General features: G+C 71.8%; 24 protein-coding genes and 1 pseudogene. 2 read left to right on the top strand and 23 right to left on the bottom strand.

The features are described from left to right. Positions 1-54: 54 nt before the first annotated feature. A complete protein-coding gene (locus tag OG965_RS29000; RefSeq protein ID WP_371654980.1) occupies positions 55-675 on the top strand; it encodes a murein hydrolase activator EnvC in 621 nt (206 codons plus the stop codon). A 58-nt stretch (positions 676-733) separates the two neighbouring features. Here the strand turns inward: OG965_RS29000 and OG965_RS28995 are convergent, their stop codons facing one another. The 18 genes and pseudogenes from OG965_RS28995 to proS form a co-directional block, all read right to left on the bottom strand. Beyond that, positions 734-1,291: a TetR/AcrR family transcriptional regulator gene (locus OG965_RS28995; RefSeq protein WP_371657093.1), complete on the bottom strand. Its 558-nt coding sequence runs from the start codon at positions 1,289-1,291 to the stop codon at positions 734-736. An 82-nt stretch (positions 1,292-1,373) separates the two neighbouring features. Continuing rightward, positions 1,374-2,216 (bottom strand): RNA polymerase sigma factor WhiG, encoded by an 843-nt coding sequence (gene whiG, locus OG965_RS28990; RefSeq protein WP_371654979.1) that lies wholly within the window; start codon positions 2,214-2,216, stop codon positions 1,374-1,376. A 241-nt stretch (positions 2,217-2,457) separates the two neighbouring features. Continuing rightward, complete coding sequence (gene dprA / locus OG965_RS28985; RefSeq protein WP_371657092.1) at positions 2,458-3,678, bottom strand: DNA-processing protein DprA; 1,221 nt, start codon at positions 3,676-3,678, stop codon at positions 2,458-2,460. 158 nt (positions 3,679-3,836) lie between these two features. After that, positions 3,837-5,453, bottom strand: coding sequence for a YifB family Mg chelatase-like AAA ATPase (locus OG965_RS28980; protein ID WP_371654978.1), 1,617 nt, complete (start codon positions 5,451-5,453; stop codon positions 3,837-3,839). Further along, positions 5,454-5,846, bottom strand: coding sequence for a YraN family protein (locus OG965_RS28975; protein ID WP_371654977.1), 393 nt, complete (start codon positions 5,844-5,846; stop codon positions 5,454-5,456). It lies immediately after the preceding gene. Positions 5,847-5,984: 138 nt separating this feature from the next. Beyond that, entirely contained in the window at positions 5,985-6,293 is a 309-nt protein-coding gene (locus OG965_RS28970; protein ID WP_003965949.1) for a DUF2469 domain-containing protein, read from the bottom strand. A gap of 55 nt (positions 6,294-6,348) precedes the next feature. Next, positions 6,349-6,849, bottom strand: coding sequence for an NUDIX hydrolase (locus OG965_RS28965; RefSeq protein ID WP_371657091.1), 501 nt, complete (start codon positions 6,847-6,849; stop codon positions 6,349-6,351). A gap of 133 nt (positions 6,850-6,982) precedes the next feature. After that, entirely contained in the window at positions 6,983-7,750 is a 768-nt protein-coding gene (gene lepB, locus OG965_RS28960) for a signal peptidase I (protein WP_371654976.1), read from the bottom strand. Positions 7,751-7,842: 92 nt separating this feature from the next. Then, positions 7,843-8,802: a signal peptidase I gene (lepB, locus tag OG965_RS28955; protein WP_371657090.1), complete on the bottom strand. Its 960-nt coding sequence runs from the start codon at positions 8,800-8,802 to the stop codon at positions 7,843-7,845. Further along, positions 8,696-10,021 (bottom strand): annotated as a pseudogene (gene lepB, locus OG965_RS28950) (signal peptidase I); the annotation flags it as partial. The gene lepB (OG965_RS28955) and the pseudogene lepB (OG965_RS28950), both read right to left, overlap by 107 nt. Then, on the bottom strand, positions 10,014-10,787 hold the full coding sequence (gene lepB, locus OG965_RS28945; protein WP_371654975.1) for a signal peptidase I: 774 nt from the start codon (positions 10,785-10,787) through the stop codon (positions 10,014-10,016). The pseudogene lepB (OG965_RS28950) and the gene lepB (OG965_RS28945), both read right to left, overlap by 8 nt. A 78-nt stretch (positions 10,788-10,865) precedes the next feature. Next, positions 10,866-11,216 carry a 50S ribosomal protein L19 gene (gene rplS, locus OG965_RS28940; RefSeq protein WP_371654974.1) on the bottom strand — a complete coding sequence of 117 codons (351 nt, stop codon included), beginning with the start codon at positions 11,214-11,216 and terminating at the stop codon, positions 10,866-10,868. A 164-nt stretch (positions 11,217-11,380) separates the two neighbouring features. After that, complete coding sequence (trmD, locus tag OG965_RS28935) at positions 11,381-12,202, bottom strand: tRNA (guanosine(37)-N1)-methyltransferase TrmD (protein ID WP_371654973.1); 822 nt, start codon at positions 12,200-12,202, stop codon at positions 11,381-11,383. Continuing rightward, entirely contained in the window at positions 12,202-12,777 is a 576-nt protein-coding gene (gene rimM / locus OG965_RS28930) for a ribosome maturation factor RimM (RefSeq protein ID WP_371654972.1), read from the bottom strand. The genes trmD and rimM overlap by 1 nt, the downstream gene beginning before the upstream one ends. Before the next feature lie 151 nt (positions 12,778-12,928). Further along, entirely contained in the window at positions 12,929-13,168 is a 240-nt protein-coding gene (locus tag OG965_RS28925; protein WP_361391908.1) for an RNA-binding protein, read from the bottom strand. A gap of 2 nt (positions 13,169-13,170) precedes the next feature. Further along, positions 13,171-13,611, bottom strand: coding sequence for a 30S ribosomal protein S16 (gene rpsP / locus OG965_RS28920; protein WP_371654971.1), 441 nt, complete (start codon positions 13,609-13,611; stop codon positions 13,171-13,173). Positions 13,612-13,865: 254 nt separating this feature from the next. Further along, positions 13,866-14,459, bottom strand: coding sequence for a hypothetical protein (locus tag OG965_RS28915; RefSeq protein WP_266984280.1), 594 nt, complete (start codon positions 14,457-14,459; stop codon positions 13,866-13,868). 260 nt (positions 14,460-14,719) lie between these two features. Next, the gene (gene proS, locus OG965_RS28910) at positions 14,720-16,132 is read right to left on the bottom strand and encodes a proline--tRNA ligase (protein WP_371654970.1); all 1,413 of its coding nucleotides are present in this window, start codon (positions 16,130-16,132) and stop codon (positions 14,720-14,722) included. A 165-nt stretch (positions 16,133-16,297) separates the two neighbouring features. On the opposite strand from proS, the gene OG965_RS28905 reads away from it, so the two are divergent. Next, positions 16,298-17,143, top strand: coding sequence for a methyltransferase domain-containing protein (locus OG965_RS28905; RefSeq protein ID WP_371654969.1), 846 nt, complete (start codon positions 16,298-16,300; stop codon positions 17,141-17,143). Between the two features lie 63 nt (positions 17,144-17,206). Here OG965_RS28905 and ftsH read toward each other — a convergent pair whose 3' ends face one another. The 5 genes from ftsH to OG965_RS28880 all read right to left on the bottom strand — a co-directional run bounded on the left by ftsH (position 17,207) and on the right by OG965_RS28880 (position 25,339). Further along, positions 17,207-19,126 (bottom strand): ATP-dependent zinc metalloprotease FtsH, encoded by a 1,920-nt coding sequence (gene ftsH / locus OG965_RS28900; RefSeq protein WP_371654968.1) that lies wholly within the window; start codon positions 19,124-19,126, stop codon positions 17,207-17,209. A 194-nt stretch (positions 19,127-19,320) separates the two neighbouring features. Then, positions 19,321-20,862, bottom strand: a complete 1,542-nt coding sequence (gene ffh, locus OG965_RS28895) for a signal recognition particle protein (protein WP_371654967.1) — start codon at positions 20,860-20,862, stop codon at positions 19,321-19,323. A gap of 314 nt (positions 20,863-21,176) precedes the next feature. Then, complete coding sequence (locus OG965_RS28890) at positions 21,177-23,624, bottom strand: [protein-PII] uridylyltransferase (protein WP_371654966.1); 2,448 nt, start codon at positions 23,622-23,624, stop codon at positions 21,177-21,179. A gap of 36 nt (positions 23,625-23,660) precedes the next feature. Continuing rightward, complete coding sequence (locus tag OG965_RS28885) at positions 23,661-23,999, bottom strand: P-II family nitrogen regulator (protein WP_101390346.1); 339 nt, start codon at positions 23,997-23,999, stop codon at positions 23,661-23,663. Further along, positions 23,996-25,339, bottom strand: a complete 1,344-nt coding sequence (locus OG965_RS28880; protein ID WP_371654965.1) for an ammonium transporter — start codon at positions 25,337-25,339, stop codon at positions 23,996-23,998. The genes OG965_RS28885 and OG965_RS28880 overlap by 4 nt, the downstream gene beginning before the upstream one ends. Between the last annotated feature and the right edge of the window lie 200 nt (positions 25,340-25,539).

The following is a 25,539-nucleotide window of genomic DNA, read 5'->3' as shown; positions in this document are numbered from 1 at the left end:
CACAGCCCCGGCCCATGATCACCGCGAAACGCCGGTTTTCGCGATGCTTCCTCCATGAACCGCAAGCACCACACACCAGGCCGCCGCCGCTTACGCCGCGCCCTGCTCGCCCTGGGGGCGACGGGGGTGGCGGGGGCATCGCTGGCGGCAGGCGGGCCGGTGGGGGCGGGGGTGGGGGACGTGTCGGCCCCGGTGGCCTTGGCCAGGGCCATGGGGGCCCCGGGCTTGGTCGTCGTCGGCAGGGTTTGGCCCGTCCCCGGCCCACCGGTGGTCGTACGAGGCTGGGACCCCCCGGCCACGCCGTACGGCCCCGGCCACCGAGGCGTCGACCTGGCGGCACCACCGGGGACGGAGATCCGTGCGGTCGCGGCGGGCCGGGTGACCTTCGCGGGCCCCGTCGCGGGCCAGGGCGTCCTCACGATCACCCTGGACGGCTCCGGAAGCCCACCACTCCGGACGACGTACGAGCCGGTCCACGCCCTCGTCCACCCGGGCGAACGCGTGTCGGCGGGCCAGCCGGTGGCGGTCCTGGACGCGGAACCGCCGCACTGCGGGGAGGAAGGGTGCCTGCACTGGGGGCTGAAACGGGGGGATGCCTATGTGAACCCGCTGGCTTTGATGCGCGGGGGGCATTCGCGGCTGCTGCCGGTGATGGGGGTTGGGGTGGGGGGTTAGGACGAGGGGAGGGGGGGGTGGGGGGCGGGGGGGGGAGGGGAGGGGAGGCCCCCCGGGGTCAGCCGACCACGCCTCGCAAGGCCATTCCTACCGCCGCTTCCGTGATCGCCGCCGGGTCTTCCGCCGCGCCGAGTTCGATGCGGCGGACTGCGGCGTCGACCACGCCCTGGAGGAGCATCGCGGCGAGGCGGGGTTGGGTGTGGCCCAGGTCGCCGAGGGCTTCCACGATCATGGCGATGAGGCCGCCGTGGGCGGCGCGGATCTTCTCGCGGGCGCCCGCGTCGAGCTCGCTGGCGGAGATGGCGACGACGGCGCGGTGGCGCTGGTCGCCGACGAGCTCCAGTTGGCGGCGTACGTACGCCTCGACCTTCTCCTCTGGGCCAGCGGCCTGCTGCATGGCGGCTTCGATGTCGGCCGCCCACTGCGGGAAGTCGACGGAGCAGAGCTCTTCGACGACGGCGGCCCGGGAGCGGAAGTACTCGTACACGGAGGACCGGGCGAGCCCGGTGCGCTCGGCCAGGGCGGGGAAGGTCAGGGCGTCGGTGCCGCCTTGGGACAGCAGAGAGCGTGCGGCGTCCAGCAGGGCGGCGCGCTGCATGGCGCGGTGCTCGGCCACTGAGGCCGCTCGAATCCTTGGCACCGCTCCACTGTAAGGCTGGGGCGGGGATCCGCGGAGGGACGCTTTACCGGGGTTGTGCTCAGCGGCCCACGTCGGCGAGTTTGGCCCGCAGCTGGAGGACGGACTTCGTGTGGATCTGGCTGACGCGGCTCTCGGTGACGCCGAGGACGTTGCCGATCTCGGCGAGGGTGAGGCCTTCGTAGTAGTAGAGGGTGACGACCGTCTTCTCGCGCTCCGGCAGCGTGTTGATGGCGCGGGCGAGCAGTCTGCGCAGCTCGCGGCCCTCGGCGACCTCGACGGGGTCGTCGGCGGCGGTGTCCTCCAGGGTGTCCATGAGGCTGAGCCGGTCGCCGCCCTCGCCGCCGACGTGCAGCAGCTCTTCGAGCGCGACCACGTTGGCGAGCGACAACTGGCTGAATACGGCGTGCAGTTCCTCGACCGCGATGCCCATCTCGGCCGCGACTTCGTTCTCCGATGGCGTACGGCGCAACTGTGCTTCGAGGGTCGCGTAGGCGCGCTCGACGGCGCGGGCCTTCTGCCGTACGGAGCGCGGGATCCAGTCGAGTGCGCGGAGTTCGTCGATCATCGCGCCCCGGATGCGCGTGATGGCGTACGTCTCGAACTTGATGGCCCGCTCGATGTCGAACTTCTCGATGGCGTCGATGAGTCCGAAGACTCCGGAGGAGACGAAGTCGGCCTGTTCGACGTTGGGCGGCAGCCCGACGCTCACCCGGCCCGCGACGTATTTGACCAGCGGCGAGTAGTGCAGGATCAGCTGTTCGCGCAGGCGCTCGTCGCCGCTGTTCTTGTACGAGCGCCACAGTTCGTCGACGGACGAGGGCGCCGGTGGTCGCACGGTGCCGCCGGCGCGGGCAGCGGGGGGAGCTGCCGTGCGATCAGACCCGGAGGTGTGCTGGGGCATTCGTTGCCTTGAGCCGTTCTGCTGTGACGTGAGCGGGGAGCTGTCTCTGCTGCGGGGTTCTCGTGAGCGTAGCGTGACCGGGCTGTTGCGGTGCGCAAACGTCGGGGGATCGGGCTTGCCCGGTGCGGGCGGCCGGTCACGCGCGGGGGTGGGGGCCGTCGCGGGGTGCGTCGGCCCCGAAAGCGCTGGCGTGCGGCCCTCGGTGGTCATCGGCCTTACCTTTTCACCCGAATGCTCCAGGTCAAGCACCGCCTCGCCGCGTGCCGGGCGTACGGACGGGGCTTGACGTCAACCGCCAGCCGTCCCCTTCCCGTTCGACGAACCCCAGGGAGTGCAGTTCGTACAGCCTGCCGAGGGCTTCCTCGGGCGTGGTCGCGGCCTCGCGGGCGATGTCCCGTACGGGGGCTTCGCCATGGCCGGGCAGGGCGTCGAGTACGCGTGCGGTGGCGGGGGCCAGGAGGTCCCTGGGCAGGACGGGGCCCCGGCGGGCCGGGGCGAGTTCGCCCATCTCCCCCACGAGTTCGACGACTTCGGCGGCGTCGGTGACCAGGGCGGCGTCGCCGCGCAGCAGTTCGTGGACTCCGGCGGAGAGTCCGCTGGTGGCTGGGCCTGGTACGCCTATGGTGTGGCGGCCGAGCCGTTGGGCGTTGCGCGCGGTGACGAGGGAGCCGCTGCGGTACTCGGCCTCGACCACGACGGTGCCTCTGGTGAGGGCCGCGATCACGCGGTTGCGCTGGACGAACCGGCTGGGGGTTGGATGGTCACCCGGCGGCAACTCCGCGACGAGTACGCCTTGTTCGGCGATACGGCTGATCAACTCGGCGTGGGCGCGCGGGTAGACGACATCGACCCCGCTGGCGAGGACGGCGATGGTGGCGCCGCCTGCCGCGAGGGCGCCGCGATGGGCGGCGCCGTCCACGCCCGCGGCGGCGCCGGAGACGACCACCCAGCCCTTTTCGGCGAGCCCTGCGCCGAGGGTGGCGCCCATGTGGGCGCCGTAGGGCGTACAGGCTCGGGCGCCGACCACGGCGACGGATCTCAGTGCCCATAACCGCAGGTCGGCCGGGCCCCGCAGCCAGAGCCCGACCGGGCGGGTGTCGCCCAGGTCGTCGAGCTGTCCCGGCCACTCGTGGTCTTCGGGGCAGATGAACCGCCCGCCGAGCGCGGCCAGCGTGGCCAGGTCCCGCTCGGGGTCGATGCCCGCCGCGCGTCTGCGGTACCCGGCGAGCCGTGCGGCGCTCACTCCGGTGAGCGGGTCGTCGGCGTCCTCGGGCGAGGTGAGGCGCCGCATCAGTTCCACCGCCCCGTACGTACGCAGCCATCGGCCGCCCCGCTCGTCCCCGGGCTCGATGACCCTGGTCAGCGCGGCCCGCGCCAGCCGCTCACGGTCGTCGCCCGGGCAGCCCCGGGCCTGGCCGCCCTCGCCCGCGCCGACATCGTCGCCGACTCCGCCACCGACCAGGCCCTCCCCGTCCGGCCCAGCGGCCGCCCCGGTGGGCAGTTCCCCCGCTCGGCCGGGAAGGGGGTCGGGGGCGGGTCTGGAACCGGGGCCAGGGCCGGTCCCGGGGACGGGAAGAGACCCCGGCCCGGGGCCAAGCCCACCCCCAGGCCCGGCCCCCGTCACCCCGCACCCCCCACCAGCAGCGGCGCACCCCTGGAGATGCCCGTTCTCAGTTCCAGCGCGAGGCCGATGTGGGTCTCGTCCGGGCGGTCGTCGCCGCAGAGGTCGGCGAGGGTCCAGGCGACGCGTAGGACGCGGTCGAGGCCTCTGGCGGTCAGCAGGCCGCGTTCCATGTCCCGTTCGGCCGCGGCGAGGGCTCCGGGGGCTGTGACCCAGCGGGTGCGCAGCTCGTGTCCGGGGACTTCGCTGTTGGTGGTCCAGGGCGTGCCCTGGAGGCGGGCGGCGGCCCGTTCCCTGGCGGCCAGGACGCGTTCGGCGACCAGCGCCGTGGTTTCGCCGCGTCCGCCTTGGGCGAGCAGGTCCTCGCGCCGGACAGGCTCGGCCTCCACGCGCAGGTCGACGCGGTCGAGGAGCGGTCCGGAGAGCCGGGCCTGGTAGCGGCGGATGACGGACGGGGGGCATTCGCAGCCCGCGCCGTGCAGCGTGTGGCGGCCGCAGGGGCAGGGGTTGGCGGCGAGGACCATGAGGAACCGGGCGGGAAGACGGACGACGCCAGCGCTGCGGGCGACGACGACGTGTCCGGCCTCCAGGGGCTGGCGCAGGGAGTCGAGGGCCTTGCCGGTGAACTCGGGGGCTTCGTCGAGGAACAGGACGCCTCGATGGGCGAGCGAGACGGCTCCGGGCCGTGGCAGGCCGTTGCCTCCGCCGACGAGGGACTGCATGGTCGCCGAGTGGTGGGGTGCGCAGTAGGGGGCTTTGTGGACGAGGGGTTTGCCCGGGGGCAGGATTCCGGCGACCGAGTGGATCGCGGTGACTTCGAGGGATTCCCGGCGGGTGAGTGGCGGCAGGATGCCGGGGAGCCGTTCGGCCAGCATGGTTTTGCCTGCGCCGGGCGGTCCGTACAGCATCAGGTGGTGGCCGCCGGCCGCGGCGACTTCCAGGGCGGTGCGGGCGGTGCGCTGGCCGGCGACGTCGGCGAGGTCGGGCGGGCTGGTGTCGGCGTCGATGGAGAGGCCGGTGCCGACTCCGGCGCCGGGGACGACCAGTCCGGCGAGCATGGCGTCGGGTCTGCCCTGCTGGTCGGGTTCCTCCTCGGGCACGGGTTCGTCGGTGAGGACGGCGATGAGCTGGCGCAGGCTCCGCACGCCGAGGACGGAGATGCCGGGGACCAGGGACGCTTCGGCCGCGGTCTGTTCGGGGACGACGACCTGTTCGTATCCGGCCTCTGCGGCGGCGAGGACGGCGGGCAGGATGCCGCGGACGGGGCGCACTCGGCCGTCGAGGCCGAGTTCGCCGATCATCACCAGGTCGGCGAGCTCTCTGGGGTCGATGCGCTCGGCGGCGCCGAGGACGGCGCAGGCCACGGCGAGGTCGAAGCCGCTGCCGCTCTTGGGGACGGAGGCGGGGCTGAGGCCGACGGTGAGTTTCTTCTGGGGCCAGTCGCCGCCGGAGTTGACGACGGCGGCTCTGACGCGGTCGCGGCTTTCGCTGAGGCTCTTGTCGGGCAGGCCGACGAGGGTAAAGGCGGCGACGCCCGGTTCCAGGTCGGCCTGGACTTCCACGACGACGCCCTCGACGCCGACGAGCGCCACGGAGCAGGTGCGGGCGAATCCCATCTACGCCACCCCCCGCACGTGTTCGGCGCGGGGGGCGCCGCGCTGGGGCAGGACGACGCCGACGAGGTCGATGCGGACGCCGCCGCGCGGCGGTCCTCCGTGGTCGGCCAGCCATCGCTCGGCGAGGTGTCTGAGCCGCTCGGCCTTGGCGGGGGTGACGGCCGCCATGGGGTGTTCGAACGGGCCCGCTCTGCGTGTCTTGACTTCGCAGACCACCAGCACGTCGCCGTCACGGGCGACGATGTCGATCTCTCCGGTCCTGCCGTTGCGCCAGTTGCGGGCGACCACTGTCATTCCGGCGTCGGCCAGCAGTCTGGCCGCCACGTCTTCGCCGTACTGCCCGAGTGCTCCTCGTGCGTTCATTTCGGCACCACCTCCGGCACCGACTGTCACGCACCCGCCGCCATCGAGTGGATCTTGGTGGACAGTCGGGCCATTGTGGATAACCCGGCCATCCGCACGGTGGACGCGGCGAAATCGGTTGACGCCCCGAACTCCCCGAAACGCCGCGAGCGCCGTGGACGCGGAGGATCAGCCCCCCGGAAGCTCCAGGTCGCTCTTGTTGAGCTCCTCGATGTTCACGTCCTTGAATGTGAGGACGCGGACCTGCTTGACGAAGCGGGCCGGCCTGTACATGTCCCAGACCCAGGCATCCGCCATCGACACCTCGAAGAACACCTCGCCCTGGACCGAGTGCACCTGCATCTCGTAGTCGTTGGTGAGGTAGAAACGCCGCTCGGTCTCGATCACGTATTTGAACAGACCGACGACGTCGCGGTACTCCCGGTAGAGCTTCAGCTCCATCTCGGTCTCGTACTTTTCGAGGTCCTCGGCGCTCATGGCATGTTCCCCTTCAGCCGTGCGTCCCCCTATTGTGCGTCAGCCCCCCGGACCCCTAGACGATTTCCGGAGCCAGGACCACCGGCGCACCCGGAGGACCTTCGTCGAGCAGCGTGCGCAGCAGCTCGGCGAGTCTGGTCGGGTACACCGTCTCACGGGCCGCCGACAGTTCGGCGGAGGTCCACCACCTCAGCCCCGCGGTACTGCGTCGTTCCAGCTCGGTGAGGTCGGTCGGCGCGGCCTCGGTCTGAGCGGTACGGGCCAGGAAGTACCACTCGTCCTGGTCCCAGCGGCGCCCGTCGAAGGGGAACGAGCACATCCGGCGCCACAGCACCGGCCCCAGCTGCACGTCCGTGATCCCCGTCTCCTCGGCCAGCTCGCGCAGCGCCGCCTGGGCCCGGGTCTCGTCGCCCTCCAGGCCGCCGCCGGGGGTGAACCACCAGGTGTCGTCGGGATTGTCCGGTTCGTATCCGTGCATCAGCAGAATGCGGTCCTGCGGATCGAGCAGCACGACCCGGGCGACCTTGCGAAACCCCGGCGCCTCGCCGCCATACAGCCCGCCAGGCCCACTGGCCTCACCAGTCCTGCCAGCCTCAGGCCGACGCCCACGAGCCTCACCGGTCCCACCAGCGCCGCCGGCCTCGCCAGCCTCAGGCCGAAGCCCCCTAGCCCCACCGGACCCACCAACCTCACTGCCCCGCAACCGGCACCTCCCGCCCCACCGCGCCGCCGCCCCGCTTCCCGGCCCCGCGCCGGCCAAGGCTTCGCGCCAGCGGTCCGTAGGCCGCGCCGACCACGATCAGGACGGCTCCGGCGACCACCGCGCCCACGACCAGCATGAGCGGGCCGGGCTGCGAGATGCCGCCCGGCAGCGCCTTGAAGCCCGTCGGACGCTTCAGCATGCCGTCCAGCGGCCACGCCACGGCGTCCACGCGCGCGCTGACGGCCGAGCGCGGCACCGAGCCGTTCGCCGCGTCCTCCAGGTGCACCCGGGAGTCCAGCGAGACGTCGCGCTCGTCGCCGAGGAGGAAGAGCTGGTCCTTGGGGACGGTGGCGCTGAACTTGGTCGTGGAGGGGGCCGTGTTGTGCAGATACGGTTCGTCGATCGCCTGGCCGTTGACGGTCAGCTTGCCGCCCTGGTCGCAGCACTTGACGGTGTCGCCGCCGATACCGACGACGCGCTTGACCATGGGGACGTCGCCCCAGACCTTGTCCTTGAAGATCACCACGTCGCCGCGCTTGACGTCAGCGCCGTCGATCCGCTGGGCGAGGACCCGGTCGCCTGCCTTGACCGTCGGGTTCATGGACTGGGTCGGCACCGTGTACGGCTTGTACTCGACGGCGCCCCAGGCGAACCCGCCGAGGAAGAGCACACAGCCGACGGCCACGGCCAGTCCCGACAGCAGATTGCCGAGACCGCGGCCGCGGCCGTCGTCCGTACGTCCTGTTCCGCTCATCCCAGTGCTCCTCCCCCGGTCATCCGCGTCCTGCGCGGGCCCCGGAGATCGACGATCTGGGACGGCACCCTACCCGGCGGTATCCCGCGCGGTCAGCCCTCCCGGGTGAGGTCGGTGCCCTCGATCGCGTCACTCGGCCGGGTGAGCCGGCGGCGCCACAGCACGATCGGCACCGCGCCCGCGAGCCCCGCCGCCACCGGGGCCGCCGAGCCCATGCCGTTGAGGCCCTTCTGGTCGAAGGTGCCCGGGATGCCGAGCCAGTCGAGGCGGTTGAGCGGCCAGGCGATGGTGAACGCGCGGCCCACGACGTCGTCGTTGGAGACGGTGCCGCCGCCCGGCAGCTCCTGGTGGTAGCGGGAGTCCAGCGAGTTCTGGCGGTGGTCGCCCATCACCCAGATCCGGCCCTTGGGGACCTTGATCGGGCCGAACGGCATGTCGTCGCAGGCGCTGTCGCCGGGGAAGATGTACGGCTCGTTCAGGGCGTGGCCGTTGACCTTGACCGGGCCGCCCTTCTTGCACTCCACGGTGTCGCCGCCGGTCGCGATGACCCGCTTGATCAGGTCCTTCTCCTCGGCGGACGGCATCAGGCCGATGAAGCTGAGGAACTTCTGCACCACGTTGGGCTCGGCCGGCTTCTGGTCCTCCAGCCAGCCGCCCGGGTCGTGGAAGACGACGACCTCGCCGCGCTCGGGCGTGGAGCCGAACCACGGCGTCAGCTTGTCGACCAGGACGCGGTCACCGCGCTGGAGGGTGTTCTGCATCGAGTCCGAGGGGATCGAGAACGCCTGCACCAGGAACGTCTTGATCAGCAGCGCGAGGATCAGCGCGATGCCGATGAGCAGCGGCAGCTCCTTCCAGAAGGAGCGCTGCTTTCTGGGGGCGGGGTCCGAGGGGGTGGGGTCCGGGCCGCCGCCCGGCTCGCCGTCACCTCCCGAGCCGCCGTCGGCGGTGCCGCCACCGCCGCTGTCGGCCTGAGCCTGTGCGGGAGAGTCGGCGTGCCGGTCCGGCCGCTCCTCGGGCTCGTCGTGTCCGGATCGTGCGCCGACCGCCAAATCCCCCACATCCACTCCTCACTCCGTGCCACCGCCCGCGCCGTGCCAGGCGCAGGCCCACCACTCCCATAACGAGCGGGAGTTCCGCAGGGCTCGGGGGCAGGATCGCTTCGTTCGATTTCGGGTCATCCGATATCGATTTATTTACTGCTACTTCATGTGATCTGTCGGGATCCGCAGCCGGATCCCGGGAAGACACCCTATGCGACGCACCGAGCGCGTTATCCGACCTGCCGGGCGCGTCCGGCACCGAGCCGAATGTCCCGGGCTCCTCCAGCCACTTCCAGCGGTCGAAGGGCCAGCCGATGACGACGGCCCGCCCGATGACCCCGCCCTCGGAGACGGTCCCGTGGTACGCCTCGTCGAGGTGGAAGCGGGAATCGGCCGAATTCGAGCGGTGGTCGCCCATCATGAAGAGCCGTCCCTCGGGCACCTTCACCTCGAAGTTGATCTCCGAGGGCGGGTTGCCCGGGTTCACATAGGGCTCGTCCAGGGGCACGCCGTTGACGGTGACCTTGCCGCCCGCGTCACAGCACTTCACGGTGTCGCCGCCGACCGCGATGACCCGCTTGATGAGGTCCTGCTCGTTGTCGGAGGGCAGCAGCCCGATGAAGGTGAGGGCCTGCTTGACCTGCTTGACGACCACCGGGTCGCTGCCGCCGGTGGTCTTCTTCTCCTCCTTGAGCCAGCCGCCGGGGTCCTTGAAGACCACCACGTCGCCGCGCTGCGGCTTCGAGCCGAACCAGGGCGTGAGCTTGTCGACGAGCACCCGGTCGCCGATGGTGATCGTCTGCTGCATCGAGCCGGACGGGATCACGAAGGCCTGGACGAGGAACGTCTTCAGTACGAGGGCGATGAGCACCGCCACCCCGACGAGCAGGGGTATCTCCTTCACCGCGGACCTGCGCCGACGGCGCTTCACCTTCCGGGCGAGCCTGCGCCGGTCGGCCCGGCCCTGCTGGGCCCGGCGGCCGGGTGGGCGCTCGGCGGCCGCCGCCTCCGTGGGAGGCGAGGCGGGCCCGGAGGGTCCCGAAGGGCCGTCGGGGCCCGTCGGTTCGGCCGTGGGTGCCTCGGATGCCGCGAAGGCGTCGGGCTGCGGGGTGGGCCCCGCGGCAGCTCTCGCTCCTCGCGCCGTCGCACGCGACGTCGGCCGGGTACCGGTGGGCAGCGGCTCGTCGGCCGGGCGGGGCGCCGAGCGCGGGCGCCCGCGGTTACCCATGGGCGCCGCCCGGTGCGGGCACGCGCGCGAAGGCGCCGGAGCCGCCGATCCCCGACCAGCGGCCGAAGGGCCAGCCGATCCAGTCGACCCGCCCCACCACGTGGTCCACGGGCACCATGCCGCCGCCCGGGGAGCCGAGGTGGTCGCGGGAGTCGCTGGAGCGCGAGCGGTGGTCGCCCAGGACGAAGAGGGTGCTGTCGGGCACCACGATGTCGAACGGCACCTGGGAGGGGGCGTCGCCCGGGTGCACGTACTCCTCGGTCACCGGTCTCCCGTTCACCTGGACCCTCCCGCCCTTGTCGCAGCACACGATCCGGTCGCCGCCGACGCCGACGACCCGTTTCACGTAGACGTTCCCGGCGGACTCCGTCAGCCCCAGGGCCGCAACGGCTGAACGAAGGGCCCTGCCCACGGGGTTCCCCTCGGGCGCCTCGTCCGTGAAAGAGCCCCGGCCGTCGAAGACGACGACGTCACCGCGGGCCGGATGGCTGCCGAAACGGTACGCCAGCTTGTTGACCAGGACCCGGTCGCCCACTTTCAGGGTGGGTTCCATGGAGCCGCTGGGGATCAGGAAGGGCTGGACGACGAAGTGGCTGAACAGCAGCAGGAAGAGCAGGCACACCGCGAACAGGGCCGCGGTCTTGCGCCAGGGCCCTTCCAGGTGGGCGGCGACGGCGGGAAAACGCGCGGAGCGCGACCCCCGCTCCGGCCCCGGCTGAGGGGTGGAGGGGAGGTCGCGCTCCGTGTGCTGTGCTTCGGTGTCCATCGGGGGCAGAGCCTATCCGCCCGTCCTGTGGAACCGTGCGCGAGTGTGGTGGGCCGCAGCTCACCGCCGAGCCGGAGCTCAGTTGTCGCGCTTCTCCTTGATCTTCGCGGCCTTGCCGCGGAGCTCGCGCAGGTAGTACAGCTTCGCGCGGCGGACGTCACCGCGGGTGACGAGCTCGATCTTCTCGAAGATCGGGGAGTTCACCGGGAAGGTGCGCTCGACGCCGACGGAGAAGGAGACCTTGCGGACCGTGAAGGTCTCGGAGACGCCGGCGCCCTGGCGGCGGATGACAACGCCCTTGAACTGCTGGATACGGGAGCGGTTGCCCTCGATCACGCGCACGTGGACGTTGACGGTGTCACCCGGGCGGAAGGCCGGGACGTCGCTGCGGATCGCCGCGGCGTTGACGGAGTCGAGCAGGCTGGCCATGTTCTTCTGCTTCCTCGCCGATGCCACAGGTCATCAGCGGAATATCGTGATGGGGTTCAGGATGCCGTTCGCACCGGACCGCCGTGGGGCGACTCCCGCGTGCGCGGGGAACGCTTTGCCCTTCCCCCTGTGGCAGGGGCGTGGGCCGGGCGTACAGCAGCGGCTTATTCTTCCACGTCCTGGGGCCTGCGCCAAAATCGGCCGCCGGGCTCCGGTGCCCAGCCGAGGATGGACAGCACCTCGCGGTCCTTCTTGTCGAAGGCCGCGGGGTCGCAGCGCTCGATCAGATCGGGCCGGTTCAGGGCGGTGCGGCGGAACGCCTCGTCCCGCCGCCAGCGGGCGATCTTGCCGTGGTGCCCGCTGAGCAGGACGTCCGGGATGCCGCGGCCGCGCCACTCGGGGGGCTTGGTGTACACCGGCCCTTCGAGGAGGTTGGCCATGGCGCCGGGGGCGAAGGAGTCGTCGCGGTGGGACTCGGCGTTGCCGAGGACACCGGGCAGCAGCCGGGCCACGGCCTCGGTGATCACCAGGACGGCGGCCTCCCCGCCCGCGAGGACGTAGTCGCCGATGGACACCTCGTACACCGGTATCCGCGTGGCGTACTCGTCCATGACACGGCGGTCGATGCCCTCGTAGCGCGCGGGCGTGAAGATCAGCCACGGCTTCCGGGAGAGCTCGACGGCGAGTTCCTGGGTGAAGGGCCGTCCGCTGGGCGTGGGCACGACCATGACGGGGCCGTGGGCCCCCGCCTCGTACCCGTCGGCCAGCGCGCCGTCGAGGCAGGCGCCCCAGGGCTCGGTCTTCATGACCATGCCGGGGCCGCCGCCGTAGGGGGTGTCGTCGACCGTGTTGTGCCGGTCGTAGGTCCACTCCCGCAGGTCGTGTACGTGGACGTCGAGCTGTCCACGCGCGCGTGCCTTGCCGACGAGGGAGACGTTCAGGGGTTCCAGGTACTCGGGGAAGATCGTGACGACGTCGAGGCGCATCAGTTCTCGCCCCGGCTTTCCTCGGCGCCGCTCTCGTCCTCGTCGCGCGCGGAGGCGATCTCGGCCTGGTCGTCGATCAGACCGGGCGGCGGGTCGATGACCGCGCGCTGCTCGTCCAGGTCGATCTCGGTGACGATCTCCCCGACGAACGGGATCATGACCTCGGTGCCGTCGGGCCGCTCGACGATGAAGAGGTCCTGGGACGCCAGGTGCGAGATCTCGGTGATCCGGCCGACCTCGGTGCCGTCGGTGAGGACCACGTCGAGGTCGATGAGCTGGTGGTCGTAGTACTCGTCGTCCTCTTCGGGGCGCTCGTCCGGGTTCACGTCGGCGATGAGCAGGGTGTTGCGCAGGGCCTCGGCGGCGGTCCGGTCGTGTACGCCCTCGAAGCGCAGCAGCAGACGGCCGCTGTGGACGCGGCCGGTCTCGATGGTGAGCGGCCCGGTGGAGGCCGGGTCGGTGGCCAGTACGGCGCCGGGGCCGAGCCGCAGCTCCGGCTCGTCGGTGCGCACCTCGACGGTGACCTCGCCCTTGATGCCGTGGGCGCGGCCGATCCGCGCGACTACCAGCTGCACGTCGTTCAACTTTCCTGTCGGGGCCTGCGGCTTCTCGGTGGCTACGGCTTCACAGGCGGCTGCGGGGGCTCCACAGACGACTGCGGGCCGGGGCGGGCGCTATGGCCCTCCCCGGCCCGAGCCGGCGCATCTGGTAAAACAACCAACTTTGTCAGTGGACCTGGTCCACGTCGACGAGGTCGACGCGGATACCACGGCCACCGATGGCGCCCACGACGGTACGCAGGGCGCGGGCGGTGCGGCCGTTGCGGCCGATCACCTTGCCGAGGTCTTCGGGGTGGACCCGGACCTCCAGCACGCGCCCCCGGCGCAGGGTGCGCGAGGCGACCTGCACGTCGTCGGGGTTGTCGACGATGCCCTTCACGAGGTGCTCAAGAGCCTCCTCGAGCATGCTCAGGCCTCGGTCGACTCGGCGGCGTCGGCCGGAGCCTCGTCCGCCTTCTTGTCAGCCTTCTTGGCCTTGGGGGTGATGGCCTCACCCTTGACGTCGTCGCCCGCGAGGGCCGCGGCGAACTCGTCGAAGGAGCGGCGCTTGCTCTCCTTCGTCTCCGGCTGCAGCAGCGGCGCGGGGGCCGGGAGGCCCTTGTGCGCCTGCCAGTCACCGGTCAGCTTCAGGATGGCGAGCACAGCCTCGGTGGGCTGGGCGCCGACGGACAGCCAGTACTGCGCACGCTCGGCGTTGACCTCGATGCGCGACGGGTTGTACGTCGGGTGGTAGATACCGATCTCTTCGATCGCGCGACCGTCACGGCGGGTGCGGGCGTCGGCGACGACGATGCGGTAGTGCGGCTGGCGAATCTTGCCGAGGCGCTTGAGCTTGATCTTGACTGCCACTGGAGTGGTGTCTCCTGGTCTTGACGTGGTTGGGCACAACGGGATGCCACGTGGGGTTGCGGTACTCGGGGTGCCCGATGGACGCGTCAGCCGGAGGCGAGAGGGTTCCTATGCGGCTGTCGAGTACAGCTAGCCATTGTGCCACATGCCCGGCGCCGGGCACGCCGGGGGTCCGTGGGGCACCCCCGGGCGGCGCGTCAGCGCTGTGTCCGCCTTCCGGCCCGCGCCGCCCCCGTCCGGCGACCGGCCCGGGATCAGCTCGCCGCGGCCACGACCTCGGGGATACGGAACGGCTTGCCGCAGCCGCCGCAGACGATCGGCGCCTGGGCGAGCACGGACGGGACGACGCGCACGTTGCGGCCGCAGTCGCAGACGGCCTTGACGCGGACGCCGCCGCCTGAGGAGCCGTGCCGTGCCGCCGGGCCCCGGAAGGAGCGCTTGGTGTCGGCGGCGGTGGCCACGGTGTGTGCCTTGAGGGCGCGCTGCAGCCGCTCGATCGTCGGCCGGTAGCGGCGCCTCGCCTCGGGGTTCAGCGCGACCAGTGAGAAGCCACTGCTGGGGTGCGGCTCCTCGGGATGGTCGAGGCCGAGCTCCTCGGCGATGGCCAGGAATCTGCGGTTGTGGTACCGCCCGGCCCGGGATGTGTCGCGGACACCCCGGGCGGCGGCAATGCCGTGGACTGCCTCGTGGAGCAGTCGCTCGAAGGAGAGCTCGGCGCCGCAGGCGGACGAGGACTCTCCGATCAGGGACTCGGGCGCGGCAAGGTCAGGCAGCTCGGAGTGGTACCGCTGAATGTCGGCCCACGCCTGCGCCAGCTCTGCGGCGAGAACAGGTGGTGTCGTGCTCACGTCGTGACAACGAGCCGGAGTGCCCCGGTGTTCCTATTCCGGGGCATCCCAAATAATTTGCACGTACCCGTCAGTTGCCGTTGATGCGTCCGGACGAGGGCGGGTGCGCTGATCTGCGGAGAAGCCTCACAGCTCACACCAAGGTAGTACGTAGCGGCGCGTACGCCCCGGCGCGTAGATGATGTCAACACGCCGGGGTTCCAGAAATCAGCCGGTGCGCAAGAGGCGTTTTCGGCCGACCGGAACAGGCCGCGGGCCGCTCAGTAGGAGCGGGCGACGATGGCGACCGTACCGGGGGCGTCGTCGGCGTCGGGGACGGACCCGTCCTCGGCGACCAGACACCGTACGGACACGGCCTGCTCGGCGAGCTTGGCCTCGCCCTCGGCGCCGAGGGTGGCCCACGGGATGCGCGCCCAGCCGCCGGCGGTGGCCGCCTCGGCGGCCTCCTCGATGGTGGTGACCTCGCTCGTACGGGACTCGCGGCGCTCGCGCGACTCGCGCAGCAGCTGCGCCTGGTCCTCTTCGAGGACCTTGGGCAGCAGTTCGCCGAGCGCGTCGATGGAGACGGGCTCCTTGCCGCCGGGGATGCGGCGGGCCAGCATCGCGGTGCCGGCCTCCAGGTCGCGCGGGCCGATCTCGATGCGGACCGGAACGCCCTTGAGCTCCCAGTCCACCGCGCGGCGGCCGAAGGGGGTGTCCACCCGGTCGTCGACCTGGACGCGGATGCCCAGCGCCTTCAGGCGGTCGCCGAGCTCACGGACCTTGGCGACGGCCTCGTCGCCCTTGATCGCCATGACGACGACCTGGACGGCGGCGAGCCGCGGCGGCACGCGCAGGCCGTTGTCGTCGCCGTGCGACATGATCAGACCGCCGACCATGCGGGTGGAGACGCCCCACGAGGTCTGCCAGACCAGCTCCTGCTTGCCGTCCTTGGACAGGTACTGGGTGTTGAAGGCCTTGGCGAAGTTGGTGCCCAGCTCGTGGCTGGTGCCCATCTGGAGGGCCTTGCCGTCGCCCATCATGCCTTCGAGCGTGAGGGTGTTGATGGCGCCGGCGAACCGCTCCTTGGCCGTCTTGCGGCCCAGGACCACGTCGATGCCCAGGACGTTGATCATGAAGTCCGCGTAGACGTCCTTGTGGATGCGCGCCGCGTAGTCGCGGGCGTCCTCGTAGGTGGCGTGCGCGGTGTGGCCCTCCTGCCAGAGGAACTCACTCGTACGGAGGAACACGCGCGGCCGCATCTCCCAACGGACCACGTTGGCCCACTGGTTGATGAGCAGCGGCAGGTCGCGGTAGCTCTGCACCCACTTCGAGAAGTAGTCGTTGATGATCGTCTCGGAGGTGGGGCGCACCACGACGGGCTCGTCGAGCTCCTTGCCGCCGCCGTGGGTGACCACCGCGAGCTCGGGCGCGAAGCCCTCGACGTGCTCGGCCTCGCGGGTCAGGTAGGACTGGGGGATGAACAGCGGGAAGTACGCGTTCTGGGCGCCCGCGTCCTTGATGCGTGCGTCCATCTCCTGCTGCATCCGCTCCCACAGGCCGTAGCCGTACGGTCGGATCACCATGGTGCCGCGCACCGGACCGTTGTCCGCGAGCTCGGCCTTGTTGATCAGATCCTGGTACCAGCGGGGGAAGTCTTCCGCCTGGGGCGTGAGAACGGGTGCCTTTGCCATGGCGCGAATGGTACGGGCCCGGCGGCCCCGAACGTGAATCGCCCTCCCTCTGGACGCGATGGCGGATGCGGAGTTCCCTGGCATACGGGGGGAGTGCGACCGCACGTGTACGGGGGCTTTCCATCAGCGCACGGCTGACCTCTTCTGCGGATTGGGGCGCTTTCCATGACACCTACGCTCGTCCGGCACCAGTCCCCCTCGGCCTCCGCCCCGCCCGCGCAGGCGTGTGCACGCGCGCGTGACTGGGCGGAGATCCAGGAGCGGATGCTGGTACCGCTCTACGAGGCGGTGTACGAGCGGCTGGAGGTGGGACCCGGCACCCGGCTGCTCGGCCTGGGCTGCGGCTCCGGGCTCGCCCTGTTGATGGCGGCCTCGCGCGGCGCGCGCGTGACGGGTGTCGACACCCGGTCGGAGCGGCTCGCGCTGGCCCGTGAGCGGCTGCTGCCGGAGGGGGTGTGGGGGCGCGCCGGGGACCGCGACGACGCCCGGGTCCTGGCGGGCGGTCCGCACGCCGCGGCCGATCCGTCCGGGGCCCGCTACGGCCTGGTGACCGCCTTCGAGCCGGTCGGCTGCGCGGCGGGCGACGCGGACGGTCTCGTCCCGGCCCTGGAGGCCGCGGTGCGGCTCGCCGAGCGCGGCGCCGCGGTGGTGCTGGCGGGCTGGGGTCCGCCGGAGCGGTGTGCCACCTCGGGCGTGCTGCGGGTCGCGGCCCGGCTCACCGACGCGCCCCGCTGGCGGCCGAGCCTGCGCGACGACCTGGAGGACCTGGCGTCGCGGGCGGGTCTGCGGCCCGACGGGTCGGGGCGGGTGGCGTGCCCGTTCGGCTACGCGGACGCGGACAGCGCGGTGCGCGGGCTGCTCTCGACGGGTCTGTTCGACGCGGCGGCCAGGGCCACCGACCAGGTCCAGGTCGAGAAGGAGCTGGCGGAGGCGCTGCATCCGCATCTGCGCCGGGACGGCACGGTGTGGATGCCGAACGTGTTCCGGTATCTGATCGCGCGTACGCCGTAGGGCTCCGGGGCCCCCGGACTCTTCGGACTACGCGCGCGTAGGGGCTCACGAGCCCCGCGCCGCTCAGGACTCCGTCTTCGCCAGGCGCGGGATGCCCGCCGCGCGGTACGCGGCCTCCTCCTCCAGCGTCTCGTTCTTGAGCAGCGCCTCGGCGAGGGCGTCGAGCTTGGGGCGGTGCTCGCGCAGCAGGCGGCACGCCTCGGCGTAGCACTCGTCGACGATGCGGCGCATCTCGGTGGCGATGGCGTCCAGGGTCTCGGGGGCCGCGGCGAGCCCGTACGCCTGCTGGGCGTCGCTCGGCAGGGCGGTGAGGGGGCCGATCTTCTTGCTCATGCCCCAGCGGGCCACCATGCCCCGGGCCAGGTTGGTGACCTGTTCGAGGTCGTTCTCGGCGCCCGTGGTGACCACGTCGAAGACGACGTGCTCGGCCGCCATGCCGCCGAGCGCGCCGATGATGCGGCCGCGCAGATAGTCCTCGGTGTACGCGTACTTGTCGGCGTCCGGGGTGGACAGCGTCACGCCGAGCGCCCGTCCGCGGGGCACGATGGTGATCTTGCGGACGGGGTCGGCGCCGGGCTGGAGCATGCCGAGCAGGGCGTGGCCGCTCTCGTGGTAGGCGGTGCGGCGGCGCTCCTCCTCCGGCATCACCAGCGGCCGCTCGGCGCCGAGCTGCACCTTCTCCAGGGCGTCGGAGAGGTCCGACTGGGTGACCTCGCTCTGGCGGCGCTTGACGGCGAGCAGGGCCGCCTCGTTGGCCAGGTTGGCGAGTTCGGCGCCGGTCATGCCGGGGGTGGTGCGGGCCAGCTGGGCGAGGTCGACGTCGTGGGACATCGGGATCTCACGGGTGTGGATCTTCAGGATGGATTCGCGGCCGCCCCGGTCCGGCGGGCTGACCTGCACGATCCGGTCGAACCTGCCGGGCCGGGTGAGCGCCGGGTCCAGGACGTCGGCCCGGTTGGTGGCGGCGATGACGACGACGCCCTCGGATCCGGAGAAGCCGTCCATCTCGGTGAGGATCTGGTTGAGCGTCTGCTCGCGCTCGTCATGGCCGCCCATCCCGGCTCCGCCGCCGCGCACCCGGCCGATGGTGTCGATCTCGTCGATGAAGATGATGGCGGGGGCCACCTTCCGTGCCTCGGCGAAGAGTTCACGTACCCGCGAGGCGCCCACGCCCACGATCATCTCGATGAACTCGGAGGCCGACGCGGAGAAGAACGGCACCCCCGCCTCGCCCGCCACGGCCCGCGCGAGCAGGGTCTTGCCGGTGCCGGGCGGGCCCGCGAGCAGCACGCCGCCGGGCATCCGGGCACCCATCTTCCGGTACGCGGAGGGGTTCTTGAGGAAGTCGACGACGTCGTTGAGCTCGCCCTCGACCTCGTCGATGCCCGCCACGTCCTCGAACGTGGTCCGCTTGTCCTCGGTCAGCTCGACCGGCTTGGGCGGCGCCTTGCGCCCCAGCATCCCGCCGCCGCCGAGACGGGCGCTCATCCGGCGCGCGATGAACAGCCACAGGACGACCAGCAGGAGCATCGGCGCGAGCGAGATCAGCAGGTTGGCCAGGAAGCTGCGGTGCTCGACGACCGGCTGGGCGGTGACCGTGACGCTCTGTTTGGTCAGCTGCGACCACAGGTCGTCGTCGGCGAACGTCGGCCGCTGGGTGGTGAACTTGGTGTACTTGTCGCTGCCCCCGGGCACCGTCTGGGAGCTCTTGAGCTGCCCCTGGATGGCGTCGCCCTTGGCGTAGATCTTCTCCACGTTGCCGGCGGCGACCTGCTTGCTGAACTCGGTGTACGACAGCGTCGGCTCGTTGCCCTCGTCGAAGAACGACAGGATCAGATTGGTGATCAGGTAGACGACGAGCGCGGCGAGGATCAGGCTGCCCCAGCCCCCGGGCATCTTCCGCTTCGGCGGTGGCGGCGGGGGCGCACCCTCGGAGCGCCACGGCTGGTCGGTGCGATCTCGCGGGGGTACGGGAGTGGGCACGCTGCTCTCCTCTGGCCTGTACGGCGATTATCGGAGAGCGGGCGGAGCGGGGCATTCCGGGTGGGCCGAAGGGGCCGAAGGGGGGTGCCCCGGATACGCGGAAGGGCCCGCGGCCTGTACGGCTCGCGGGCCCTTCCGGTGCTGCGTCGGACGTCTCGTACGTACGAAGTACGTAGTACGCACCCGAACGGGCGTCAGCCCATGAACTTCTTGAACGCGTCCGGCAGTTCGAAGTCCTCGGGGGCCTGCGCGGCGGCGGGCAGGCCCGCGGGGCCCTGCTCGCGGCGCTCGGCGGCCGCCTGCTCCTCGGCCTTGCGCTTCATCGGGTTGCCGCTCTTGCGCTTGCCCTTGGCCTGCTTGACCTGCTTCTTCTGACGGCCGGGGCCGCCACCCATGCCCGGCATCCCCGGCATACCAGGCATCCCGCCGCCCTGGGCCATCCGCGACATCATCTTGCGGGCCTCGAAGAACCGCTCGACCAGGTTCTTGACCGCGCTGACCTCGACGCCGGAGCCCTTGGCGATACGGGCGCGGCGCGAGCCGTTGATCAGGTGCGGGTCCTGGCGCTCGCCCGGGGTCATCGACTTGATGATCGCGGCGGTGCGGTCCACGTCGCGCTCGTCGATGTTGTTGATCTGGTCCTTGATCTGCCCCATGCCCGGGAGCATGCCGAGCAGCTTGGAGATGGAGCCCATCTTGCGGACCTGCTCCATCTGCGCCAGGAAGTCGTCGAGCGTGAAGTCCTGGCCCTTCTTCGACGCCAGCTTGGAGGCCATCTTCTCGGCCTCTTCTTGGCTGAACGTCTTCTCCGCCTGCTCGATCAGGGTGAGCAGGTCACCCATGTCGAGGATGCGCGACGCCATGCGGTCCGGGTGGAACGCGTCGAACTCGTCGAGCTTCTCGCCGTTGGAGGCGAACATGATCTGCTTGCCGGTGACGTGCGCGATGGAGAGCGCGGCACCGCCTCGGGCGTCGCCGTCGAGCTTGGAGAGCACCACGCCGTCGAAGCCGACGCCGTCGCGGAAGGCCTCCGCGGTGTTGACCGCGTCCTGGCCGATCATGGCGTCGACGACGAACAGGATCTCGTCCGGGCGGACCGCGTCGCGGATGTCCGCGGCCTGCTGCATCATCTCGGAGTCGATGCCGAGGCGGCCGGCGGTGTCGACGACGACCACGTCGTACTGCTTCGACCGGGCGTACTCGATGGAGTCCTGGGCGACCTTGACCGGGTCGCCGACGCCGTTGCCGGGCTCCGGCGCGTAGACCGCGACGCCGGCGCGCTCGGCGACGACGGAGAGCTGGTTGACGGCGTTCGGACGCTGCAGGTCGCAGGCGACGAGCAGCGGCGCGTGGCCCTGGCCCTTGAGCCACTGGCCGAGCTTTCCGGCGAGGGTGGTCTTACCGGCGCCCTGGAGACCGGCGAGCATGATCACCGTCGGGGCGGTCTTGGCGAACCGCAGCCGACGGGTCTCACCACCGAGGATGGTGATGAGCTCCTCGTTGACGATCTTGACGACCTGCTGGGCGGGGTTGAGCGCCTGGGAGACCTCTACGCCGGACGCGCGCTCCTTGACCTGCTTGATGAAGGCGCGCACGACGGGCAGGGCGACGTCGGCTTCGAGCAGGGCGATACGGATCTCGCGTGCCGTGGCGTCGATGTCCGCCTCGGACAGGCGGCCCTTGCCCCGGAGGTTCTTGAATGTCGCGCTGAGGCGGTCGGAGAGGGTGTCGAACACGGTGGTCGCGGATCCTCGGCTCGTAGGGCGGTCGGGTGAACGCCCCCCAGGGTATCCCGGCGGACGTTTTCCCCACCCCGCCGCGTCCCTCCGGGGGGAGCGGGGGTAGGGGTGGGGGGCCTTGTTCGTCGTCTGCGGGCCGTCGATGGTTGCTCGCGCAGTTCCCCGCGCCCCTAAAAATGCCGCTCTGCGGCAATCCCCTGAGCGCCCCGAAGGGGCGCATCTCAGGGGCGCGGGGAACTGCGCGACCAGCCCCCACCCACCCGCGGACAAAAACCGGGCCCCGGGGCGAAGCCCCCCGCGGGGTGGAGAAATCAACCTCGCTCAGAACCCAGCGCCCGCTCCACCCCCCGCGCAACCCCCACCGCCACCTCCGCCCCCAGTGGCTCCCCCTCCCCGTCTGTCACATAGAACGCGTCCACCGCGTTCGCCCCCAGCGTCGAGACGTGGGCGCTGCGCACTCGTACCCCGGCCCGCTCCAGTTCGCGGCCGATGCGGTGCAGGAGGCCGGGGGCGTCCTGGGCGCGGACCTCGATCACCGTGGCCAGGCGGGACGCCGCCGGGGCGACCGTGACGCGGGGCGGGGGCGCGGCCGGGCCGCGGCGGCGGGCCGCCTCGCGCTCGGCCAGGCGGGCGGGCAGGTCCAGGGAGCCGTCCAGGGCCCGGACCAGGTCGGCGCGGAGCCGGGCCGCCTGCGGGAGCGAGCCGTACTCCGCCGCCACCCGCCAGTCCAGCAGGAGGATCTCCCCGCCCACCGGGTCGGGCAGCTCGATCGCCCGCAGCTCCGCCGTCCGCACGGTGAGGCGGTGCATCGCCAGCACGCCCGCCACCGCCGGCAGCACCCCGTCCTGGTCCGGGACCGCGATCAGGAGTTCCACGCCGAGCGGTTCACGGGCCCCCTCGTCCACAGGCGCGTCCGTCTGGGCGCGCAGCGCGAGGACCGGGCCGCGCGTGCGGTGGGCCTCCATCGCGAGGCGCTCCTGCTCGGCCGTGGTGAGCGGCGGCTCCGGGTCCACCGGCTCCCCCGCCAGCACCGCCCCCACCCGCTTCACCAGGTCCGCCACGAGCGAGCCCCGCCACGACGACCAGGCGGCCGGTCCGGTCGCCAGCGCGTCCGCCTCGGTGAGCGCGTGGAGCAGTTCGAGCGTGGAGACCGTACCGACCGCCTCGGCCGCCGCCCGTACCGTCGCGGGGTCGTCCAGGTCGCGCCGGGTCGCCGTCTCGACGAGCAGCAGGTGGTGGCGTACGAGCACGGCGACCACGGCCACGTCGTCCTTGTCGAAGCCGACCCGGGTGGCCACGTCGCGCGCGATGACCTCGCCCGCCACGCTGTGGTCGCCCGGCCAGCCCTTGCCGATGTCGTGGAGCAGCGCCGCGACCAGGAGCAGGTCGGGGCGGCCGACGCGGCGGGTGAGCGAGGAGGCCCGTACGGCCGTCTCCACCAGGTGGCGGTCGACGGTCCAGGTGTGCACGGCGTTGCGCTGCGGGCGGCAGCGCACCCGCTCCCAGTCGGGCAGCAGCCGGGTGATCAGGCCCTCGGCCTCCAGCGCCTCCCAGACGGGCACGGTGGACTCGCCCGCGCCCAGCAGCGTCACCAGCTCCTCGCGGGCCTCGGCGGGCCAGGGCACCGGCAGCGGCCGGACCGCGGCGGCGAGGCGGCGCACGGCGTGCAGCGAGATCGGCAGCCCGGAGCGGGCGGCGGCCGCGGCGGCCCGCAGCGGCAGCACCGGGTCGCGCTCGGGTTTCGCGGCGAGCGCGAGCACCACCTCGCCGTCCTGCTCGACCACCCCTTCGGCGAGCGGGGTCCGCTCGGGGGCCGCCGTCCGGCCGCCGAGCAGACTCCGCAGCCGGGGCCGCGCCGAGCGGGCCCGCAGGACCCGGCCGACCTCGCGCCAGGTGACGTCACTGGCGTACGCGATGGTCCGCGCGGCCTCGTACACCTGGCGCAGCAGTACGTCCGCGTCCAGCACGCCGAGCGCGGCGGCGACGGCGTCCTGTTCCTGGAGGGCGAGGCGGTCGGTGGCCCGGCCGGTGGCCAGATGGAGCGCGTCGCGGACGTCCAGGAGCCGGCGCCGGGCCTCCCCCAGGCCCTCGCGGGGCGCGTCGGCGAGCCAGGACGCGGCGACCGCGCGCAGGGCGGTGGCGTCCCGCAGCCCGCCGTGCGCCTCCTTGAGGTCGGGTTCGAGCAGGAACTGCAACTCGCCCTGGCGCTCGGCCCGTTCGCGGCACAGCGCGTCGAGTTCGGGCAGCCGCTTGGGCGCGAGGTTGCGCCAGTCGGCGAGGACGGCGCTGCGCAGAGAGGCCGTCAGGCTCTGCTCGCCCGCCAGATGGCGGGCGTCCAGGAGGCCGAGGTGCACCTTGAGGTCGGCGCCCGCGGTCCTGCGGGCCTCGGCGGGGGTGCGGACCGAGTGGTCGAGGGCCAGACCCAGGTCCCAGACGGGGTACCAGAGGCTGTCGGCGAGCGCGGAGACGGCGCTCGCGCTCGCGCTGCCGTCGTGCACGAGCACCAGGTCGAGGTCGCTGCGGGGCGACAGTTCGCCGCGCCCGTAGCCGCCGACGGCCATCAGGGCGGCCCCGCGCACCCCGGCCGCCCCGGCCGCTCCCGTGAAGAGCTGGGCCAGCCAGTCGTCGGTGAGCTTGGCCAGGGCGGCACGGCGCGGCGGCCCGGACCGCGCCTCCTCCTGGAGAAGGCGCAGCCGGGCCGCCGCGTAGCCGCCGGATCCGGAGTCCTCTGTCTCTGTGCTGACTTCCACACGCGTCACCGGCAGCTCCTGTCCGTACCGAATCGGGGGACCAACTCAGAGGGCGTCGGGGCCGCGTTCGCCGGTGCGGACCCGGACCGCCGTCTCGACCGGCACGCTCCACACCTTGCCGTCCCCGATCTTCCCGGTCCTGGCGGCCTTGACCACGACGTCGATCAGCTGCTCGGCGTCGTCGTCCTCGACCAGGACCTCGATGCGGATCTTGGGGACGAGGTCGACGGTGTACTCGGCGCCGCGGTAGACCTCGGTGTGGCCGCGCTGGCGCCCGTATCCGCTGGCCTCGGTGACCGTGAGGCCCTGGACCCCGAAGGCCTGGAGGGCCTCCTTGATCTCGTCCAGACGGTGCGGCTTGACGACCGCGGTGATCAGCTTCATGCGTCCACCTTCTTGTTCTGCGCTGCCTTCTCGCCCGGGGCCGGGGCGGGCGTGCGGGTGGCGGTGCCGCCGCCCGCGCCGCTGAAGTCGTACGCCGTCTCGGCGTGCTCGACCTGGTCGATGCCGGAGACCTCGTCGTCCTCGGGGACCCGCATCCCGATCGTCTTGTCGAGCAGGAAGGCGAGGACCGCGGAGGCCACCAGGGAGTAGCCGAGGACCGCGCCGACGCCGATGGCCTGCTTGCCGAGCTGGTCGAGGCCGCCGCCGTAGAAGAGGCCCTTGGCGTCGGACTGTACGCCGCCGGTGGCGAAGAGGCCGACGAGGAGGGAGCCGGCGATGCCGCCGACCATGTGGACGCCGACGACGTCGAGGGAGTCGTCATAGCCGAAGCGGTACTTGAGGCCGACGGCCATGGCGCAGAGCAGACCCGCGATGGCGCCGACGGCGATCGCGCCGAGGGGGCTGACGCAGCCGCCGGAGGGGGTGATGGCGACGAGGCCCGCGACCGCGCCGGAGGCGGCGCCGAGGGTGGTGAAGGAGCCGTGGCGCAGCTTCTCGTAGCCGAGCCAGGCGAGCATGGCGGCGGCGGTGGCGACCTGGGTGTTGACGAACATCACCGCGCCGACGCCGTCGTCGTTGCCGAGCCAGGAGCCGGCGTTGAAGCCGAACCAGCCGAACCACAGCAGCCCGGCGCCGAGCATGACCAGCGGCAGGCTGTGCGGCCGCATCGGGTCCTTCTTGAAGCCGACGCGCTTGCCGATGACGAGGATGACGCCGAGGGCGGCCGCACCGGCGTTGATGTGGACGGCGGTGCCGCCCGCGAAGTCGATGACGCCCTTCTTGAAGAGCCAGCCGTCGGAGGCCCAGACCCAGTGGGCGACCGGGAAGTAGACGACGCTGACCCACAGGGTGATGAACAGCGCCCAGGCGCTGAACTTGACGCGGTCGGCGAGCGCGCCGCTTATCAGCGCCGGTGTGATGACCGCGAACATCAGCTGGAAGACGGCGAAGACGTAGATCGGGATGGTGTAGCCGGGCCAGAGCTGGACGATGCCGATGCCGCTGAGCCCGAAGTAGTCCTTGGACCAGCCGATGAAGCCGTTGGACTCGCCGAAGCTGAGGCTGAAGCCGTAGAGCACCCACAGGATCGTGACGATCCCGAGGCTGATGAAGCTCATCATCAGCATGTTGAGCGTGCTCTTGACGCGGACCATGCCTCCGTAGAAGAAGGCCAGGCCGGGGGTCATGATCATCACCAGCGCTGAGCAGATCAGCATGAATCCGGTGTTGGCGCTGGACAGCTGCGGAGCGTCAGCTGCGAGCGTGATGCCTGGGGGCATCGGCGTCTCCTCGTCGTCGGTACGGCGGCCCGTGCGGGGGCGAACGAGTGGCTGCGAAGGGGTGGGCCGTTATGCGCCATGAGGTTGGCGCAGCGCGGTTTCCGTCGATGCCGCACGATGTTTCGCCACCGTGACGAAGAGGTCGGGCGTGTTACACCGGCATGAACTGCCGGATCAGTGCCCTGGGGGCGGCTACCATC

Source organism: Streptomyces sp. NBC_00224 (assembly GCF_041435195.1).
Lineage (GTDB): Bacteria > Actinomycetota > Actinomycetes > Streptomycetales > Streptomycetaceae > Streptomyces.
The sequence above is the reverse complement of the archived record's forward strand: the minus strand, read 5'-3'. Positions and strand labels throughout refer to the sequence as shown.